At 42.9% G+C, this 16767-nt stretch carries 15 protein-coding genes; all 15 read left to right on the top strand.

Translation table 11 applies throughout. The features are described 5' to 3' along the window. Positions 1-216 precede the first annotated feature (216 nt). Positions 217-1047 carry a glutamate 5-kinase gene (gene proB, locus AC6I5B_RS11135; RefSeq protein WP_004611285.1) on the top strand — a complete coding sequence of 277 codons (831 nt, stop codon included), beginning with the start codon at positions 217-219 and terminating at the stop codon, positions 1045-1047. Then, positions 1044-2288, top strand: a complete 1245-nt coding sequence (locus AC6I5B_RS11130; RefSeq protein WP_004611284.1) for a glutamate-5-semialdehyde dehydrogenase — start codon at positions 1044-1046, stop codon at positions 2286-2288. Before proB ends, AC6I5B_RS11130 begins: the two co-directional genes overlap by 4 nt. A 164-nt stretch (positions 2289-2452) precedes the next feature. Continuing rightward, positions 2453-3493: an N-acetyl-gamma-glutamyl-phosphate reductase gene (gene argC / locus AC6I5B_RS11125; RefSeq protein ID WP_022249917.1), complete on the top strand. Its 1041-nt coding sequence runs from the start codon at positions 2453-2455 to the stop codon at positions 3491-3493. Positions 3494-3514: 21 nt separating this feature from the next. Beyond that, a complete protein-coding gene (locus AC6I5B_RS11120; RefSeq protein WP_004611281.1) occupies positions 3515-3958 on the top strand; it encodes a GNAT family N-acetyltransferase in 444 nt (147 codons plus the stop codon). A gap of 16 nt (positions 3959-3974) precedes the next feature. Further along, on the top strand, positions 3975-5198 hold the full coding sequence (gene argJ, locus AC6I5B_RS11115) for a bifunctional glutamate N-acetyltransferase/amino-acid acetyltransferase ArgJ (protein WP_044986591.1): 1224 nt from the start codon (positions 3975-3977) through the stop codon (positions 5196-5198). Between the two features lie 19 nt (positions 5199-5217). Continuing rightward, positions 5218-6117, top strand: coding sequence for an acetylglutamate kinase (argB, locus tag AC6I5B_RS11110; protein ID WP_022249919.1), 900 nt, complete (start codon positions 5218-5220; stop codon positions 6115-6117). Next, a complete protein-coding gene (locus AC6I5B_RS11105; protein WP_022249920.1) occupies positions 6107-7291 on the top strand; it encodes an aspartate aminotransferase family protein in 1185 nt (394 codons plus the stop codon). The genes argB and AC6I5B_RS11105 overlap by 11 nt, the downstream gene beginning before the upstream one ends. A gap of 72 nt (positions 7292-7363) precedes the next feature. Beyond that, positions 7364-7798: a DMT family transporter gene (locus AC6I5B_RS11100; RefSeq protein WP_004611277.1), complete on the top strand. Its 435-nt coding sequence runs from the start codon at positions 7364-7366 to the stop codon at positions 7796-7798. Between the two features lie 121 nt (positions 7799-7919). Further along, positions 7920-8495 carry a helix-hairpin-helix domain-containing protein gene (locus AC6I5B_RS11095; protein WP_004611276.1) on the top strand — a complete coding sequence of 192 codons (576 nt, stop codon included), beginning with the start codon at positions 7920-7922 and terminating at the stop codon, positions 8493-8495. A 19-nt stretch (positions 8496-8514) separates the two neighbouring features. Further along, positions 8515-9204 carry a response regulator transcription factor gene (locus AC6I5B_RS11090; protein WP_004611275.1) on the top strand — a complete coding sequence of 230 codons (690 nt, stop codon included), beginning with the start codon at positions 8515-8517 and terminating at the stop codon, positions 9202-9204. Beyond that, positions 9161-10627, top strand: coding sequence for a sensor histidine kinase (locus AC6I5B_RS11085; RefSeq protein WP_004611274.1), 1467 nt, complete (start codon positions 9161-9163; stop codon positions 10625-10627). The genes AC6I5B_RS11090 and AC6I5B_RS11085 overlap by 44 nt, the downstream gene beginning before the upstream one ends. 26 nt (positions 10628-10653) lie before the next feature. Next, the gene (locus AC6I5B_RS11080; RefSeq protein ID WP_004611273.1) at positions 10654-11583 is read left to right on the top strand and encodes a GerMN domain-containing protein; all 930 of its coding nucleotides are present in this window, start codon (positions 10654-10656) and stop codon (positions 11581-11583) included. Then, a complete protein-coding gene (locus AC6I5B_RS11075; protein WP_497773344.1) occupies positions 11580-13778 on the top strand; it encodes a DNA internalization-related competence protein ComEC/Rec2 in 2199 nt (732 codons plus the stop codon). The genes AC6I5B_RS11080 and AC6I5B_RS11075 overlap by 4 nt, the downstream gene beginning before the upstream one ends. Positions 13779-13836: 58 nt before the next feature. Beyond that, a complete protein-coding gene (gene holA / locus AC6I5B_RS11070; RefSeq protein WP_004611271.1) occupies positions 13837-14817 on the top strand; it encodes a DNA polymerase III subunit delta in 981 nt (326 codons plus the stop codon). Between the two features lie 77 nt (positions 14818-14894). Continuing rightward, entirely contained in the window at positions 14895-16709 is a 1815-nt protein-coding gene (lepA, locus tag AC6I5B_RS11065; protein ID WP_004611269.1) for a translation elongation factor 4, read from the top strand. The last annotated feature ends 58 nt before the right edge of the window (positions 16710-16767 follow it).

Genomic DNA, 16767 nt, shown 5'->3' with positions numbered 1-16767 from the left:
TCGAAAGCTGCCTATTACACGCAGTGTTGTTTTTGTGCCGTGCAATCCCCTCGGGGTGTTCAGCGAAGCATAAATTCAATATTGTAGTTGTAGAGAAGTAGATGCTGTGTCTGCCAAGGAATATTCAGGGTAGAAGTATTTGTTGTATACTTCTATCCTGTTTTTGCGTTTAAACGGCATAGGGCATAGAAAGAAGCAGAACAAGAGGTGTGTGAAATGGAACAGAGAGAGACAATAAAAAGCAAAAAACGAATCGTGATCAAAGTGGGAACAACGACGATCACACATAAGGAAACGGGAAACATTGATTTGGAAAAGCTTGAGAAATTTGTGAGAATTTTAATCAATTTGAGAAATAAGGGAAAAGAAGTGATTGTTGTATCGTCTGGAGCAGTTGGAATCGGCAGACAGGTGCTTGGAATCTGGGAACGACTAGAAGAAAGTGCAATAAAGCAGGCGTGCGCAGCAGTCGGACAGGGACGAATGATGATGATGTATGAAAAACTGTTTGCAGAGTATGATCAGTTGACGGCACAGGTGTTGCTGACAAAAGAATCCATTATGAGTAAAGAGTGCAGGCAGGATGCGAGAAATACATTTGAGGAGCTGCTGCGTATGAACGTCGTTCCGATTGTAAATGAAAATGATGCGATTTCTGTGGAGGAAGAGGCGTATGGAAATTTTGGAGACAATGATACAATGGCGGCTCATGTTGCCAGACTTGTGGAGGCAGATCTTTTAATCCTGATGTCGGATATCGAGGGACTTTATACAGATGACCCTCGGAAGAATCCAAATGCCAGATTTGTCCATACGGTGCGGTATATTGATGAGAAACTGGAGAGGATGGGAAAAGGAGCTGGAAGCGCTATGGGAACAGGAGGAATGGCGACGAAGATCGAAGCTGCGAAGGTTGCGACGAAGTCCGGGGCAGATATGGTTATTGCCAATGGAGCCAATATTTGTGCAATCAACGATATCATGGCAGGAAAGAAGATTGGAACATTGTTTATGGCAGAGAGGGAAAACGGGAGGAAAATCATATGAAATACATGGAACAAATCGGAATGAGAAGCAAGGCGGCGAGCAGGAGTATCGGCTTACTGGGACAGAACAGAAGAAACGAGGCGCTGAAACAGGCAGCAAAAGAATTGAAGAAACAAGCAGCATTTTTACTGGAAGAGAATCAAAAAGACATTGCGAATGCGAGAGAAAAAGGAATGAAGGAATCTCTTATAGACCGATTGATGCTGACTAGGGAACGCATTGCAGGAATTGCAGATGGGCTGTTACAGATTGCGGATCTGGAAGACCCAATCGGAATAGTGACGGATATGAAAGTGAGACCGAACGGACTTCGCATCGGAAAGAAAAGAGTGCCTCTGGGAGTTGTTGGAATCATCTATGAATCCAGACCAAATGTGACAGCAGATGCATTTGGTTTGTGCCTGAAATCAGGAAATGCTGTGATTTTAAGAGGTGGCAGTGATTGTATTTTTTCCAACAAGGCGATTGTGAGTGTGCTTCGAAAAGCACTTAACGCCACACAGATTGAGGAAGATGCGGTAATCCTGATTGAAAATACGGATCGTGCAGTGGCACAGGAGATAATGCGGATGAACACGTATATTGATGTGCTCATTCCGAGAGGTGGAGCAGGATTGATCCAAACAGTTGTAAAGAACAGTACAGTTCCGGTTATTGAGACAGGCACGGGCAACTGTCATATATATGTAGATGCGTTTGCAGATCTTCAGATGGCAGTGGAAATCATTGATAACGCCAAGACACAGCGCCTTGGTGTATGCAATGCATGTGAGTCGTTGGTGATTCATGAAGATGTGGCGTGTCAGGTCGTTCCGATGATCTGTGACAGGCTGACGCAAAAGGGAGTTGCAATTCGAGGAGATCAAACTTCGATGGCGATAGACGAAAGAATTACAACAGCATCGGACGATGACTGGGGGACGGAATATTTAGATAAGATGATTTCTCTGAAAGTCGTCTCTTCCATAGATGAAGCAATCGCCCATATCAATACGTATAATACTGGGCATTCGGAATCTATTATTACAGAGAATTATCGAAATGCACTGAAATTTCAGGATGAGATAGATGCAGCGGCAGTGTATGTGAATGCTTCGACGAGATTTACCGATGGATTTGAATTCGGTTTTGGGGCCGAGATTGGAATCAGTACACAGAAACTTCATGCGAGAGGTCCGATGGGATTGGACGCCCTTACGACAACCAAATATATTATTTTCGGAGATGGTCAGATTCGATAAAATGAAAAGAAATACTTGCATAATATGCAAAAACGATGTATACTTATGCAAGTATTTCTTTTATGTATCGTAAAACGTTACTTTGGTAACGTGCGAAAGGTTTGTGTTGCATTTTGCGATGCAAGTGTTAAAATTAGAAAAAAGGAAGAAAGGATGTTGGTTGTATGATCAAAGTGGGAATTATTGGTGCCACCGGCTATGCGGGGGGAGAACTTGTCCGTATTTTAATGGGACATAAACATGCAGAAATCAAGTGGTATGGCTCCAGGAGTTATATTGATAAAAAGTATTGTGAAGTGTATCAGAACATGTTTCAGATTGTTGATGCAGTCTGTATGGATGATAACATGAAAGCGCTGGCAGATGAGGTGGATGTCATATTTACGGCGACACCGCAGGGGCTTTGCGCATCACTGATCGATGAGGAAATCTTGTCCAAAGTAAAAGTCATAGATCTGAGCGCAGATTTCCGTATTAAGGACGTGGAGACGTATGAAAAATGGTATGGGATCGAGCATAAAAGTCCTCAGTTTATCGAGGAGGCAGTGTATGGACTTTGTGAGATCAACCGTGAGGATGTAAAACATGCAAGACTTGTGGCAAATCCGGGATGTTATCCGACATGCTCAACACTGTCAGTTTATCCGCTCGCAAAAGAAGGACTGATTGACATGAGCACGGTTATTATTGATGCAAAATCAGGAACTTCTGGAGCCGGAAGAGGGGCGAAAGTGGATAATCTTTACTGTGAAGTGAATGAGAATATCAAAGCGTATGGGGTGGCTGTTCACCGACATACACCAGAGATTGAAGAACAGCTTGGCTATGCCGCAGGCGAGAACGTACTTTTGAATTTTACGCCACATCTTGTTCCGATGAATCGGGGAATTTTGGTGACGGCATATGCAGCCTTAAAGAAAACAGTGACCTATGAGGAAGTAAAGGCGATTTATGATAAGTATTATCAGAAAGAAAAATTTGTGCGTGTATTGGAAAAAGATGTCTGCCCGCAGACAAAATGGGTGGAGGGCAGCAACTATGTAGATGTGAATTTTAAAATCGATGAGCGGACGAACAGAATCATTATGATGGGAGCGATGGACAATCTTGTAAAAGGTGCGGCAGGTCAGGCGGTACAGAACATGAATCTGATGTTTGGACTGCCGGAGACGACAGGACTTGAGCTTGTTCCGATGTTTCCATAAAACAGTCAGGAGAAGGGTAACATGATTAGACAAATGACGATAGAAGATTATGAAGGTGTCTATGCACTGTGGATGAAGATTCACGGGTTTGGAATCCGGAGTATTGACGATTCGAAAGAAGGGGTCGAACGTTTTTTGAAACGGAATCCAACAACAAGTATTGTCGCAGTGGAGGATGAAAAGATTGTCGGAAGCATCCTGTGTGGACACGATGGAAGAAGGGGATGCCTCTATCATGTATGTGTGGACGAAGCGTATCGGATGCACGGAATCGGACGGAGTATGGTAGTGAAAGCGATGGAGGCATTAAAAGAAGAGAAGATTAATAAAGTATCATTGATTGCGTTTATGGAAAACGATATTGGAAATGCATTTTGGAATGAAATCGGATGGACGAAGCGGGAAGATTTAAATTATTACGAATTTACGTTGAATGAAGCAAATATTACTGCGTTTAATAAATAAAAAGGAGATGTGCATGATGAAGATTGTAAAAGGTGGAGTGACGAAAGCAAAAGGATTTGAGGCGGCAGGTGTCGAGGCAAATATCAAGTATCAGGGACGTACAGATATGGCGATCATTTTCAGCAAAGAGCCGTGTGTGGCGGCAGGAACATTTACGACGAATGTGGCAAAAGCGGCGCCGGTTACATGGGATCAGAAAATTGTAAAGGAAGGCAAAGCGGCACAGGCGATCATTGTGAATTCGGGGATTGCTAATGCCTGCACAGGGGCTGAAGGATACGGATACTGCAAAGATACTGCGGATGCGGCAGCGAAAGAGTTGGGGATTTCGGCAGACAGTGTTCTTCTTGGATCGACAGGAGTCATCGGAAAACAGCTTCCAATTGACCGCATCCAGGCAGGAGTAAAAATGCTTGCAGAGGCGAAAAGTGATACTGTTCAGGCCGGGACAGAGGCTGCAAAAGCAATTATGACGACAGATACCTGTGAGAAAGAGATTGCAGTGGAGATTGAGATTGGCGGCAAGACAGTCACGATTGGCGGAATGGCGAAGGGTTCCGGCATGATTCACCCGAATATGTGTACGATGCTGAGCTTTATCACGACAGATGCTGCGATTTCCAAAACAGCGCTTCAAAAAGCATTGAGTGAGGATGTCGACGATACTTATAACATGATTTCTGTGGATGGAGACACATCTACAAACGATACGGTGCTTGTCATAGCAAATGGAATGGCAGAAAACGAAAAGATTGTGGAAGGAACGAAGGAATACGAGGTGTTTGCAGAGGCGCTTCATGAGATTAATGAATATCTGGCAAAGAAGATTGCAGGAGATGGAGAAGGGGCGACTGCATTATTCGAAGTAAATGTTGTCGGAGCCCAGACAAAGGAGCAGGCTGTCTTATTAAGCAAAGCAATTGCATGCTCGAATCTGACAAAGACAGCGATTGCGGGACACGATGCGAACTGGGGTCGTATTATCTGTGCGATGGGATACTCAGGAGCACAATTTGATCCAGAGAAAGTGGATTTGTTTTTTGAGAGTGCGGCAGGAAAGATTCAGATTGCAGAAAATGGAACTGCTGTAGATTACAGTGAGGAGAAGGCAACTGAAATTTTATCACAGCCGATTGTGACAGCAACAGCTGACGTTAAGATGGGTGATGCAAAAGCGACGGCATGGGGATGTGATCTGACACACGGATACATTGAAATTAACGCAGATTACAGAAGCTAATAAAGGGAGGAAAACGAAGATGAGTCCAAATATGCAAAAATTCTTAAGTAAAGCGGAGGTGCTGATCGAGGCGCTTCCATATATACAGAGATTTAACCGGAAAATTATTGTCGTAAAATATGGCGGAAGCGCCATGGTGGATGAAGACCTGAAAAGACGTGTCATAGAGGATGTAACCTTATTAAAACTTGTTGGGTTTAAGCCGATTATTGTGCACGGTGGTGGAAAAGAGATCAGCAAGTGGGTGGAAAAAGCAGGGATGAAGCCACAGTTTATCAACGGTCTGCGTGTGACTGATGCCGATACGATGGAAGTTGCTGAGATGGTTCTTGGAAAAGTGAATAAAAGTCTGGTACAACTTGTGGAGTCTCTTGGGGTTCGAGCAATCGGAATCAGCGGAAAAGACGGTGGATTGTTGAAAGTGGAAAAGAAACTGTCAGACGGCGCAGACATCGGATATGTGGGGGAAGTAACGCAGGTAAACGCTGAGATTTTGTACGATCTTTTGGAAAAAGACTTTTTGCCGATTGTATGTCCGGTTGGTCTGGATGATAATTTTGAGACTTATAACATCAATGCAGATGATGCGGCATGTGCGATCGCGCGTGCGATGGAGGCGGAGAAGCTTGCATTTTTGACAGATATCGAGGGAGTTTACAAAGATCCGAAAGATCCTAAGACGTTGATTTCGGAGCTGACGGTAGAACAGGCAGAAACGCTTATGAAAGAGGGCTACATCGGCGGAGGCATGCTTCCAAAGCTGCAAAACTGTATTGATGCGATTGAGAACGGTGTATCCAGAGTGCATATTTTGGACGGCAGAATCCCGCATTGTCTGTTGTTGGAAATCTTTACAAACAAAGGGATTGGAACTGCGATTTTAAAGGATGAAGAAAGTAGGTTTTACCATGAAAAATAATTATATTGAGACAGCAGAACAATCACTTCTTCATACATATAACCGTTATCAGATTGTTCTGGAAAAAGGAGAAGGCGTCTATCTGTATGACACAGAAGGAAAGAAATATTTAGATTTTGCAGCCGGAATTGCGGTATGTTCCCTTGGATATGGCCATCCTAAATATACAGAAGGTCTGAAACAACAAATGGAGAAGTTGTTACATACGTCCAATCTGTTCTACAGCGTGCCGTCAGCAAAAGCAGCAGAACATCTAAGACAAGTGTCTTGCATGGATCGTGTATTTTTTACAAACAGCGGAACAGAGGCGATTGAAGGGGCGCTGAAAGCTGCCCGAAAGTATGCTTATACGAAACAGAGTGGCCGGTATGAGTTTATTGCGATGAACCATTCCTTTCATGGAAGAAGTATGGGGGCGCTTTCCGTGACAGGTACAGAACAATATAGAAAACCATTTGAACCGTTGGTGGAAGGTGTAAAATTTGCCGATTATAATGATTTGGAAAGTGTGAAAGCACTTCTGTCTGACAAGACCTGTGCGATTATTTTGGAGACAGTGCAGGGGGAAGGCGGGATCTACCCGGCGGAAACCTCTTTTTTGGAAGGGCTTCGAGCGCTTTGCGACGAGCAGGATATTTTGCTTATCTTTGATGAGATTCAGTGCGGTATGGGAAGAACCGGATCTATGTTTGCATGGCAGGGATACGGAGTCAAACCAGATATTATGACGATGGCAAAGGCGATTGGAAACGGTGTGCCGGTAGGGGCATTTGCGATGACGGAGAAGGTCGCAAAGGCTTCGCTGCTCCCGGGAGATCACGGAACGACATACGGAGGAAATCCGCTTGTGTGTGCGGCGGTTGACACGGTGCTTCAGATTTTTGAAGAGGAACATCTGCTGGAGCATGTAAAGGAAGTGAGCGTCTATCTGGAAGAACAGTTAGATCAGCTTGTGAAAGAAAGCAGTGCTGTGAAAGAAAGACGCGGAAAAGGACTTATGCAGGGGCTTGTTTTGGAAAAACCGGTCACAGAAGTGATTCGAAAAGGAATGGAGCATGGGCTTATCACAATCTCTGCAGGAGGTAATGTGCTGCGCCTTGTACCACCGCTAGTGATCACAAAAGAACATGTGGATGAGATGATCGAGAAATTGTCAAAAGCGTTGGAAGAATAAAATTCAGAAGAATAAATAAAAACCCGATTCATTGGACAGACTAAAAGTGAAAAATTTTTAGGAGGGATCTCAATGATTGGGTTTTTTATTGCGTTAGTATCAGGTGCGCTGATGAGTGTACAGGGGGTGTTTAACACACAGGTGACGAAGACGACAGGAATGTGGGTGTCAAATGGATGGGTGCAGCTCAGTGCATTTGCGGTATGTCTTGTGGCATGGTTCATCGCCGGAAGAGACGATGTCATGACGATTGCAAAAGTAGAGCCGAAATATATGTTGCTTGGAGGTGTGATCGGAGCTGGGATTACATGGACGGTTATCAAGAGTATGGAGCAGTTAGGACCTGCAAAGGCGGCTCTTTTGATCGTGATTTCGCAGCTTATCATCGCATATGTCATTGAATTGCTGGGTCTGTTCGGTGTCGATAAACAGCCGGTTGACTGGAGAAAAATCGGTGGTATGGCGCTTGCTTTGATCGGTGTGGCTATCTTTCAATGGGAGCGTTAAAAGATTTCATGGAAATGTAACAAGACTGTAAAAATTTGTTGTAATTTAAAAAGAAATTCGTTACAATAAGAATGTCTAAGCATAGAGGGGTGTCTGTAGTAGTTTATACTATGGAGGGTTTATGCAAAAGATTATAAAAACAAGTATTATATGGATCATTTTTATGTTGGGCTGCTGTGGGTGTCAGAAGAAGGAACAGCCGATACAAGAATTGGAAGAGATTGGATCTGAGAAGTCAGAGACATCCAAAAAAGAAGAGACAAAAGAGAAAAAGAGCATATATGTCTATGTCTGCGGAGCTGTTATGCAGGCAGGTGTATATGAGTTACAACAAGACAGCAGAGTGTATGAGGCGATACAAAAAGCAGGAGGATTTGCAGAGAATGCGGATATATCTGAGATTAATCAAGCCGCGCTTTTGCAGGATGAAGAACAGATTTATGTGCCGGCAGCGGGCGAAGTGGATCATTCATTAAAAGAAGAGGGCGAAGCAGGTGATGCGGGTGGGAAAGTCAATCTGAATACCGCCACAAAAGAAGAATTGATGACACTTGCCGGGATTGGCGAATCCAAAGCGGACAGTATTATAAAATATCGGGAAGAACATGGGAAATTCCAATCCATAGAGGATATTAAGCAGATTGAAGGAATTAAAGACGGTGTCTTTCAGAAAATAAAAGATCTTATTACAGTTTAAATATAGAGGGAGATAAACAATGGGAAAAAGGGTATTAGTTGTAGATGATGAAAAATTAATTGTAAAAGGGATTCGTTTCAGCCTGATGCAGGACGGTATGGAAGTGGACTGTGCCTATGATGGGGAGGAGGCATTGGAACTTGCGAAGAATAACGAATATGATCTGCTCCTTTTAGATGTCATGCTGCCAAAGATGGATGGATTTGCAGTATGCCAGCAGATTCGTGATTTTTCTGATGTGCCGATTGTCATGCTGACTGCAAAAGGAGATGACATGGATAAGATTTTGGGGCTGGAATATGGTGCGGATGATTATATTACAAAACCATTTAACATTTTGGAAGTGAAAGCAAGAATCAAAGCCATTATGAGAAGAACCGGAAGAAAAGAAGAAAAAACGGTAGAAAGTAATGTTTTGGTCAAACATGATATGAAGATCGACTGTGAGAGCAGAAGAGTGTTTATTCAGGAGCGAGAGATCAATCTGACAGCGAAAGAATTTGATCTTTTGGAACTGCTCGCAAAGAATCCGGATAAAGTATACAGCAGAGAAAAGCTGTTGAATCTGGTATGGGGATATGAGTACCCGGGAGACGCAAGAACGGTAGATGTACATATCAGACGTTTGAGAGAAAAAATAGAGAAACATCCAAGTGATCCGAAATATGTATATACGAAGTGGGGAGTTGGTTACTATTTTAGGGGTTAAATGGCAGATTAAAAGTAAACTTATTAAAAGTCTGCGTTCCAGACTTGTTCTGCTCATTATGATTACCAGTATACTTCCGTGTATCGTATTGAAAGAGACGCTTTTGAAGCAGTATGAGGAGAATGCGGTTTCACTAAAAAGTGCTGAAGTACAGAATCAGGGAACGATTCTGTGTAATCAGTTGAGCAGTTCTAATTACTTGGAAGGAACTGCTTCAGAGGCAATCAACTCAGAGATTTTGCAGTTGTCGAATATTTATAATGGGCGAGTGATGGTGATTGACTCAGAATATCGCATTGTGAAGGACACTTTCGGAACAGAAGAAGGAAAGACGATCATCTCCTCTGATGTTGTTCAGTGTTTTGACGGGAAATCGACGAACCATTATGATGCGAAGGAGCGTTATATTGAGGTGACGTCCCCTATTATGGCGGGAAGCGGTAAAGAGATTATCGGAGTTGTTCTCATTAGCATCTCTGCGGATAGTATTTTGGATACATTGGAGATGCTGGAATCAAATGCCAATATTATTTTAGGGATGACAGTATTACTTTTGGTTGTCATAGTATCGTTTCTTTCTAATAAGATGGTCAAACCGTTTGCGAGAATCACTCAGGCGATTGAGGATGTGACAGAAGGGTATGACAATGACTATCTGAAAGAGAATGCCTATACGGAAACGAAACAGATTTCTGATGCGTTTAACAAGATGTTGGGACGTTTGAAGGTATTGGATGACTCTAGACAGGAGTTTGTATCCAATGTGTCGCATGAATTGAAGACGCCGCTTACGTCTATGAAAGTACTTGCAGATTCACTTCTTGCACAGGAGGATGTGCCGGTGGAACTATATCAGGAATTTATGGGAGATATTACAGAGGAGATTGAGCGTGAGAACAAGATTATCAACGATTTACTCTCTCTTGTAAAGATGGATAAGACAGCCTCTGATCTGAATGTAAAACCGGAGAATATTAACGAGTTGGTAGAACGGATATTGAAGCGGGTGCGCCCGATTGCGGCAGTGCGCAATATAGAAGTTGTGTTTGAAAGTTTTCGACCGGTAACAGCAGAAGTCGATGAAGTAAAGCTTTCTCTTGCTATATCGAATTTAGTGGAGAATGCAATCAAGTACAATAAAGAAGATGGGTGGGTACATGTGTCACTCAACGCGGATCACAAATATTTTTATGTGAAGGTTGCAGATTCTGGAATTGGAATACCGGAGGAGTCGATTGAACATATTTTTGAGAGATTTTATCGTGTGGATAAATCGCACTCTAGAGAGATTGGCGGAACAGGGCTTGGATTGGCGATTGCGAGAAATGCGATCGTCATGCACCGTGGAGCTGTGAAGGTATACAGTGAAGAGGGGACAGGAACAACCTTTACCGTGCGTGTTCCACTGAACTATATTGTGTAAATGCAGGCGGAGAAAAGGGGAATGACATGAAAAAAAGAATATATGCAGCGGTGTTGTTTCTGTGCATGATACTTGCAAGTGGCTGTACGTCAGGGAAACATATGGAAGATGCGGGAATGTATATTTACTATCTGAATACCGATGATGATGCGTTGGAAAAGCAAGAGTATGAAAACAACTCGGAGAAAGCGGAGACTGTCGTGAAAGATATGCTTAAGGAGCTTAAAAAAGCGCCGGAGTCGATTGAGATGAAGTCGGTATTCCCAAAAGAAGTCAAGGTGGAATCATTCGAGATCAAAGACAATTGTCTGGAATTGCATTTTAATAAAGCATATGAAAAAATGAAAAAGTCAAGGGAAGTACTTTGCAGGGCGGCAGTTGTGCAGACGCTTGTTCAGGTTGATGGCATTGATTTTGTATCTTTTTATGTTGGTGATGACGTGCTGAAAGATCGAGAAGGTATACCGATTGGATTGATGAGTGCGGATGATTTTGTACAAAATACAGGATCTTCTTTGAGCAGTTATCAAGTGACGTCGCTGAATCTTTATTTTTCAAACGAGGATGGAACAAAACTTGTGAGTGAAAAGATTAATGACGTGCATTACAGCAGCAATACCTCTATCGAAAAATTGATTGTGGAACAATTGATGCGGGGGCCGGCATCCAGCAAGGCGCAGGCGACGATCCCGAAGGACACAAAGCTGCTGGGAGTATCTGTAAAAGATGGCATTTGCTATGTGAATCTGGATTCCACATTTTTGACGGAAGGTTATAATCAGAAGCCGGAGGTGGCAATTTACTCGACTGTAAATTCCATTATCGAAAGTGGGAATGCGAGCCGTGTACAGATATTGGTCAACGGTGCAAGTGATGTGACGTATAAGGGAAGTATCCAATTGGATCGTCCCTTGGAATGGAATTCAGAATTAATCGAGGAGAAAAAAGAAGAATGAAAAAAAGACCATTATGTTATGTGTGTCTGGTCTTTTTACTGATAAAAAGCGTGCTCCTGCTTCTGACAGGCGGGCAGTCGGGAGGACTGTCTGCCGATTCTATTTTTCAGGAAGAGAAAGAAAAAGAAGTCATCTTGCAGGGGCAGGTATATCAAAAGACGAGCACATCAAAGATGCAGATCTTATATCTAAAAAACAATTCTATAAACAGTCAAAATGAATCATTTTATGAATCCAAGATAATAGTATATGATAAGACATTTCAAAATATTGCGATTGGGAAAACGGTCAAATTGCGTGGGAAAGCCAATGTGTTTGAAACGGCACACAATCCGGGGAATTTTGACCAAAGGCAATATTATGCAAAACAAAATATTTATGGCATGGTCTGGGGTGAACAGATTATGGAAGTGAGTGGAAAGACTAATCGACTTATGAATTCTCTTTACGGTCTGAAGCAGGCATGGAAGGAGAAGCTGACAGAGACGATGGGTGAAAAAAATGGCGCTGTTTTAAGTGCGATTTTATTGAGTGAGAAGAAGGAGATGGATGCAGAGATCAAGGAGCTGTATCAGAAAAATGGGATAGGACATGTTTTGGCAATTTCAGGACTTCATATATCTTTTATTGGACTGAGTGTGTATCAGATTTTTCGAAAAGTCGGAAGTCCTTATTTTGTTGCCGGGATCGGATCTGGTATACTGCTTTTTCTGTATGTCTTAATGATCGGTTTATCTGTGTCAGTGATACGTGCTGCGATTATGCTTTTACTTCGCATTGGTGCAGATATGACAGGAAGAGTCTATGATATGGCTACTGGATTATTCTTCGCAGGGGCAGTGACTGTTCTTTGGCAGCCATTATACCTTGCAGACGCCGGATTTTTACTCTCATACGGAGCGATACTTGGGATCTTAACCATTCTTCCTGCAATAGAAAAACTGTTCCCGTGCAAATATCAGATTGTGAAAGGGATGTATGCGAGCATAGGCATTAATCTAATGCTGTTTCCGGTGCTTTTGTACTTTTATTTTGAATTTCCACTATATTCACTTTTATTGAATATAGCAGTGATACCGATGATGTCGTGGGTTCTGGGACTTGGACTTATCGGCAGCTTGTTTTTGCCAATCTGTCAGCCGATAGGTATGGTTTTGGTAAAAGTGTGTGGAATATTTTTGGAACTGTTTGAGTGGATGAGTCGATTCGCAGGACGATTGCCGGGGGCGAGAATGGTGTTTGGACAGCCGGCGTGGTGGCAGATCAGTGCTTACTATCTTTTCGTATTTGGGAGTGTTATTCTTGTGTTGAAATGTAACAAAAAAGAATTGTTTCGGTTTCTTAGAAGGAGTGTGTGGTGTGTGTTTCCAATGATTCTGTTTTGGTTTTCCATCGGTCATGGGACAGGAGGAAAGCTTTTCGTGACGGTAATTGATGTGGGACAGGGAGACGGTATTCTGCTTCGAGGACCGAAAAATGGAACTTACCTGATTGACGGGGGAAGCAGTGATGTCAAAGAAGTAGGGAAATATCGGATAGAACCTTTTTTGAAATCACAGGGGATTGGAACTTTAGACTATGTCCTGATCTCGCATGGAGACAGTGATCATTACAGTGGCGTTGAGGAGATGATCACAAGACAGGATGTCGGGGTAAGAATCAAAAACCTTGTGCTTCCGGCAACTTATCAACAAGATGAGGCGTTAACAAAACTCTCAGCACTTGCAAAAAAAGCTGGAATAAGGGTGTTGGTAATTCGTCCCGGCATGAGACTCCAGGAAGGGGATCTTCAGGTGACCTGCATTCAACCAGAGGAGGAGTTCCCAGGGGAAATCGGAAATGCTTCCTCTATGGTACTTGATATCTGTTATCAGAAGTTTGGTATGCTTTGTACAGGTGATGTTGAGGAAAAAGGGGAGGAAATTTTGCTGGAGCAGGTGGAAAAAAAGGTGTATTCGGTGCTGAAAGTGGCACATCACGGGTCAAAAAATTCGACCAAGGAAGAGCTTTTAAAGATAATCCAGCCAAATATTTCGCTAATCTCGGCTGGGAAAGGAAACCGATACGGGCATCCGCATAAAGAGACACTGGAGAGACTGAACGCTATAGACAGTGCGGTTTATAGTACAATTGAAAATGGGGCGATCACATTGAAAAGTGATGGAAATACGCTTTCGATTGTCGGATTTCATTGACATTTCAGAAGCTTGCATTTAGACTAAGAGAAGATAAAGTAGATGGAGTGTAGTGAATATGAAAAGTCTGAATGAAGATTTGAAAACCGGACAATTGAAACAGATATATCTTTTGTATGGCGAAGAGGCATATTTAAAAAAACAGTATAAAGACAAGCTGCACTATGCGATTGTTCCACCGGATGATACGATGAATTACGCATACTATGAAGGAAAAGGAATTAACGCGAAAGAAGTCATTGATCTTGCTGAGACGCTGCCGTTTTTTGCAGAGCGCAGATTGATTATTTTGGAAAACAGCGGATTTTTTAAGAATGCGTCTCCGGAACTTTCGGATTATATCAAGGAACTTCCGGAGACCACTTCTATGATTTTTGTCGAGAGTGAGATCGATAAGCGAGGGAAGCTTTATAAGGCGGCAAAAGATAAAGGAAGGGTCGTGGAGCTCGGACGGCAGGATGAGTCGACACTTCTTCGGTGGATTGCGGGGAGTGTGAGGCGCGAGAATAAGCAGGTCACGGAGCAGGTAATTCGGTTCTTTTTGACAAAGGTTGGAACTGATATGGAGAATATCCAAAGGGAACTGGAAAAATTATTCTGCTATACATTGGACAAGTCGGAGATTACCGCACAGGATGTGGAAGAGATCTGTACGACACAGATTACAAATCAGATCTTTGATATGGTCAATGCAGTTGCAGAAAAGCAGCAGAGAAAGGCACTTGATTATTATTATGATCTAGTGGCGCTGAAAGAGCCGCCGATGCGAATTTTGTTCTTGTTGACCAGACAGTTTCGACTGCTTTTGGAAGTTAAGGACATGGACAAAAGAGGATATCCACGAAAAGAGATTGCATCAAAAGTGGGATTGCATCCATTTGTAGTGGGAAAATATCAGGAGCAGGCAAGGGCATTTTCAAGCAAGGCACTTCGTGAAATTATTGAAGACAGCGTGGATATGGAAGAGGCTGTCAAGACGGGGCGGCTGAGTGATATGCTTGGGGTAGAGCTGTTTATAATGAAGTATTCCGCAAAATAATGTTTTTATAGTGGAATCCCGTTTGAAATTACGTTATAATAAAAAATTGTGAGAAAGTAATAGTTGGAGGAATAACAGTGGCAGGAATAGATCAGAGTAAAATACGAAATTTTTGTATTATTGCGCATATTGACCATGGAAAGTCAACATTGGCAGACCGGATCATTGAGAAGACCGGATTATTGACAAGCCGTGAGATGCAGTCTCAGGTGCTTGATAACATGGAATTGGAACGCGAGCGTGGAATTACGATCAAAGCGCAGACGGTTCGTATTGTATATAAGGCAAAAGATGGTGAAGAATATATATTTAATTTAATTGATACTCCGGGGCATGTGGATTTCAATTATGAAGTTTCCCGAAGCCTTGCGGCGTGTGACGGGGCGATTCTTGTCGTGGATGCGGCACAGGGAGTAGAGGCGCAGACATTGGCAAATGTATATCTGGCATTGGATCATGATTTGGATGTTGTGCCGGTGATTAATAAGATCGACCTTCCAAGTGCGGATCCGGAACGGGTGATAGAAGAGATTGAGGATGTCATCGGAATCGAGGCGGAAGATGCACCGCGTATTTCTGCAAAAACAGGACTGAATATCGAAGATGTACTAGAGCAGATCGTGGCAAAGATTCCGGCGCCGACAGGAGATCCGAAAGCTCCGCTTCAGGCGTTGATTTTTGATTCTCTGTATGATTCCTATAAGGGAGTGATTGTGTTTTGCCGTATCAAAGAAGGAACGGTGAAAAAAGGGACATCGATTCAGATGATGGCGACAGGAGCGAAGGCAGAAGTCGTGGAAGTTGGATATTTTGGGGCGGGGCAGTTCATTCCTTGCGAGGAATTAAGTGCGGGAATGGTTGGATATATTACCGCCAGTTTGAAAAATGTGAAAGATACTCGTGTTGGTGATACCGTGACAGATGCGAACAGACCTTGCAAAGAACCACTTCCGGGATATAAAAAGGTGCAGCCGATGGTATACTGCGGACTCTATCCGGCAGATGGGGCGAAATATCAGGATTTGAGAGATGCGCTGGAAAAACTGCAGCTCAATGACGCCGCACTTCAGTTTGAGCCGGAGACATCGATTGCACTTGGATTTGGTTTCCGATGTGGTTTTTTAGGATTGTTGCATTTGGAAATTATTCAGGAGCGTTTGGAGAGAGAGTACAATCTGGATCTTGTGACAACCGCTCCGGGCGTTATTTACAAAGTTTATAAGACAAATGGAGAAGTGATTGAACTGACAAATCCGTCGAATCTTCCGGATCCGGCTGAAATCGATTATATGGAAGAGCCGGTTGTGAAAGCTGAGATTATGGTTACGTCTGAATTTATCGGAGCGATCATGGATCTTTGCCAGGAACGTCGAGGGATTTATCAGGGAATGGAGTATATCGAAGAGACAAGAGCAGTGCTTCGCTATATTCTTCCTTTGAATGAGATTATTTATGATTTCTTCGATGCGTTAAAATCGCGTTCTAGAGGATATGCGTCATTTGACTATGAGATGGCAGGATATGAACGGTCAGAACTTGTGAAATTGGATATTCTTATTAATAAAGAAGAAGTCGATGCATTATCTTTTATTGTCCATAGTGGGACTGCATACGAACGTGGACGTAAGATGTGTGAAAAATTAAAAGAAGAGATTCCAAGACAGCTGTTTGAGATTCCGATTCAGGCGGCAATCGGAAGCAAAGTCATCGCGCGGGAGACAGTGAAGGCGATGCGAAAAGACGTGCTGGCAAAATGCTACGGTGGTGATATTTCCCGTAAGAGAAAGCTTTTGGAAAAGCAAAAAGAAGGGAAGAAGAGAATGCGTCAGGTTGGAAACGTAGAGATTCCGCAGAAAGCATTCATGAGCGTGTTGAAACTAGATGATAAATAGTAATTGGGGACGTAGTAAAATTGAATTTTACTACGTCCCCAATTAAATGTGACCCTGT

This window comes from Faecalimonas nexilis, assembly GCF_059731825.1.
Note: the sequence above shows the minus strand (reverse complement) of the source record. Positions and strands in the feature narration are given on the sequence as shown.

What these genes read in the sequence shown, in the direction of transcription:
- proB (WP_004611285.1), top strand. Translation starts at nt 217, where the DNA reads ATGGAACAGAGAGAGACAATAAAAAGCAAAAAACGAATCGTGATCAAA.
- AC6I5B_RS11130 (WP_004611284.1), top strand. Translation starts at nt 1,044, where the DNA reads ATGAAATACATGGAACAAATCGGAATGAGAAGCAAGGCGGCGAGCAGG.
- argC (WP_022249917.1), top strand. Translation starts at nt 2,453, where the DNA reads ATGATCAAAGTGGGAATTATTGGTGCCACCGGCTATGCGGGGGGAGAA.
- AC6I5B_RS11120 (WP_004611281.1), top strand. Translation starts at nt 3,515, where the DNA reads ATGATTAGACAAATGACGATAGAAGATTATGAAGGTGTCTATGCACTG.
- argJ (WP_044986591.1), top strand. Translation starts at nt 3,975, where the DNA reads ATGAAGATTGTAAAAGGTGGAGTGACGAAAGCAAAAGGATTTGAGGCG.
- argB (WP_022249919.1), top strand. Translation starts at nt 5,218, where the DNA reads ATGAGTCCAAATATGCAAAAATTCTTAAGTAAAGCGGAGGTGCTGATC.
- AC6I5B_RS11105 (WP_022249920.1), top strand. Translation starts at nt 6,107, where the DNA reads ATGAAAAATAATTATATTGAGACAGCAGAACAATCACTTCTTCATACA.
- AC6I5B_RS11100 (WP_004611277.1), top strand. Translation starts at nt 7,364, where the DNA reads ATGATTGGGTTTTTTATTGCGTTAGTATCAGGTGCGCTGATGAGTGTA.
- AC6I5B_RS11095 (WP_004611276.1), top strand. Translation starts at nt 7,920, where the DNA reads ATGCAAAAGATTATAAAAACAAGTATTATATGGATCATTTTTATGTTG.
- AC6I5B_RS11090 (WP_004611275.1), top strand. Translation starts at nt 8,515, where the DNA reads ATGGGAAAAAGGGTATTAGTTGTAGATGATGAAAAATTAATTGTAAAA.
- AC6I5B_RS11085 (WP_004611274.1), top strand. Translation starts at nt 9,161, where the DNA reads ATGTATATACGAAGTGGGGAGTTGGTTACTATTTTAGGGGTTAAATGG.
- AC6I5B_RS11080 (WP_004611273.1), top strand. Translation starts at nt 10,654, where the DNA reads ATGAAAAAAAGAATATATGCAGCGGTGTTGTTTCTGTGCATGATACTT.
- AC6I5B_RS11075 (WP_497773344.1), top strand. Translation starts at nt 11,580, where the DNA reads ATGAAAAAAAGACCATTATGTTATGTGTGTCTGGTCTTTTTACTGATA.
- holA (WP_004611271.1), top strand. Translation starts at nt 13,837, where the DNA reads ATGAAAAGTCTGAATGAAGATTTGAAAACCGGACAATTGAAACAGATA.